This window comes from Acinetobacter sp. AL9, from assembly GCF_041464035.1.
Lineage (GTDB): Bacteria > Pseudomonadota > Gammaproteobacteria > Pseudomonadales > Moraxellaceae > Acinetobacter > Acinetobacter towneri.
In genome coordinates, this window is record NZ_JAYFSK010000142.1 from 1 (window position 1) to 823 (window position 823).

General features: G+C 32.3%; 2 protein-coding genes. One reads left to right on the top strand and one right to left on the bottom strand.

The window, feature by feature from the left end:
- Positions 1-354, bottom strand: a 354-nt coding sequence (locus ACEO2X_RS13975; RefSeq protein ID WP_371972167.1) for a helix-turn-helix domain-containing protein, incomplete at its 3' end; no start/stop codon positions are given.
- A gap of 59 nt (positions 355-413) precedes the next feature.
- Between ACEO2X_RS13975 and tnpA the strand changes: the two genes are divergently transcribed.
- Positions 414-812: an IS200/IS605 family transposase gene (gene tnpA / locus ACEO2X_RS13980; protein WP_004970281.1), complete on the top strand. Its 399-nt coding sequence runs from the start codon at positions 414-416 to the stop codon at positions 810-812.
- Positions 813-823: the final 11 nt, after the last annotated feature.

Genomic DNA, 823 nt, shown 5'->3' on the forward strand with positions numbered 1-823 from the left:
AGCCAATTTAAAAAATTTAGGTTTCTTAGGTTTGCGCTTTTTTTCTTTTAGTCGAGCATGTTCTTTAGGGTTGAAAAACTTCCCCCATGCTGATGCAAGATCACGAACTTTTTGTTGAAGTGACACAGCATTTGAATTTCCATCTAAAAAGCTAAACTGAGGATTCTTTTTCAGTGCTGTTATCTTTTTTACTAGATTCACCGCATTAATGTGTTTATTTTGAGCAAACATTTCAAATGAAATTGCTAATATTTGATTCCAAACAAAGCGTGCAGAGCCAACGAGATTATTTAAAATAACCTCTTGCTCGACATTAGGCTCAAGCCTAAATTTATACGCTTTGTTGATTTTCATTAATGAGTGTGTATCTGTTAATATGGTGCTGATTCTAACATTTTAGGTATATTTTTTCAATGAGTGAGATATATAAAAACCGACATTCAGCCTTTAATCTTCATGTTCATTTAGTTTTTATAACGAAATATCGAAAAAAAATACTAGGTGAGTTGCATCATAAATATTTCAATGAGTGTGCAACTGAAATATGTAAAGATTTTGATGCTGAATTAAAGGAATGTAATGGTGAATCCGACCATGTTCACATGCTTATTCAGTATCCACCAACGGTACAGTTAAGCAAATTGGTTAATAATTTAAAGTCTGTAACAAGTAGAAGAATGCGAAATGAGTTTTTAGACTTGAGAGGGAATTATACAAAACCTGTTTTATGGTCAAGATCATATTTTGCAGGGTCTTGTGGTGGTGCGCCTTTGGAAATAATCAAACAATATATTCAGAATCAACAAGGTTGAAATTTGTGAAA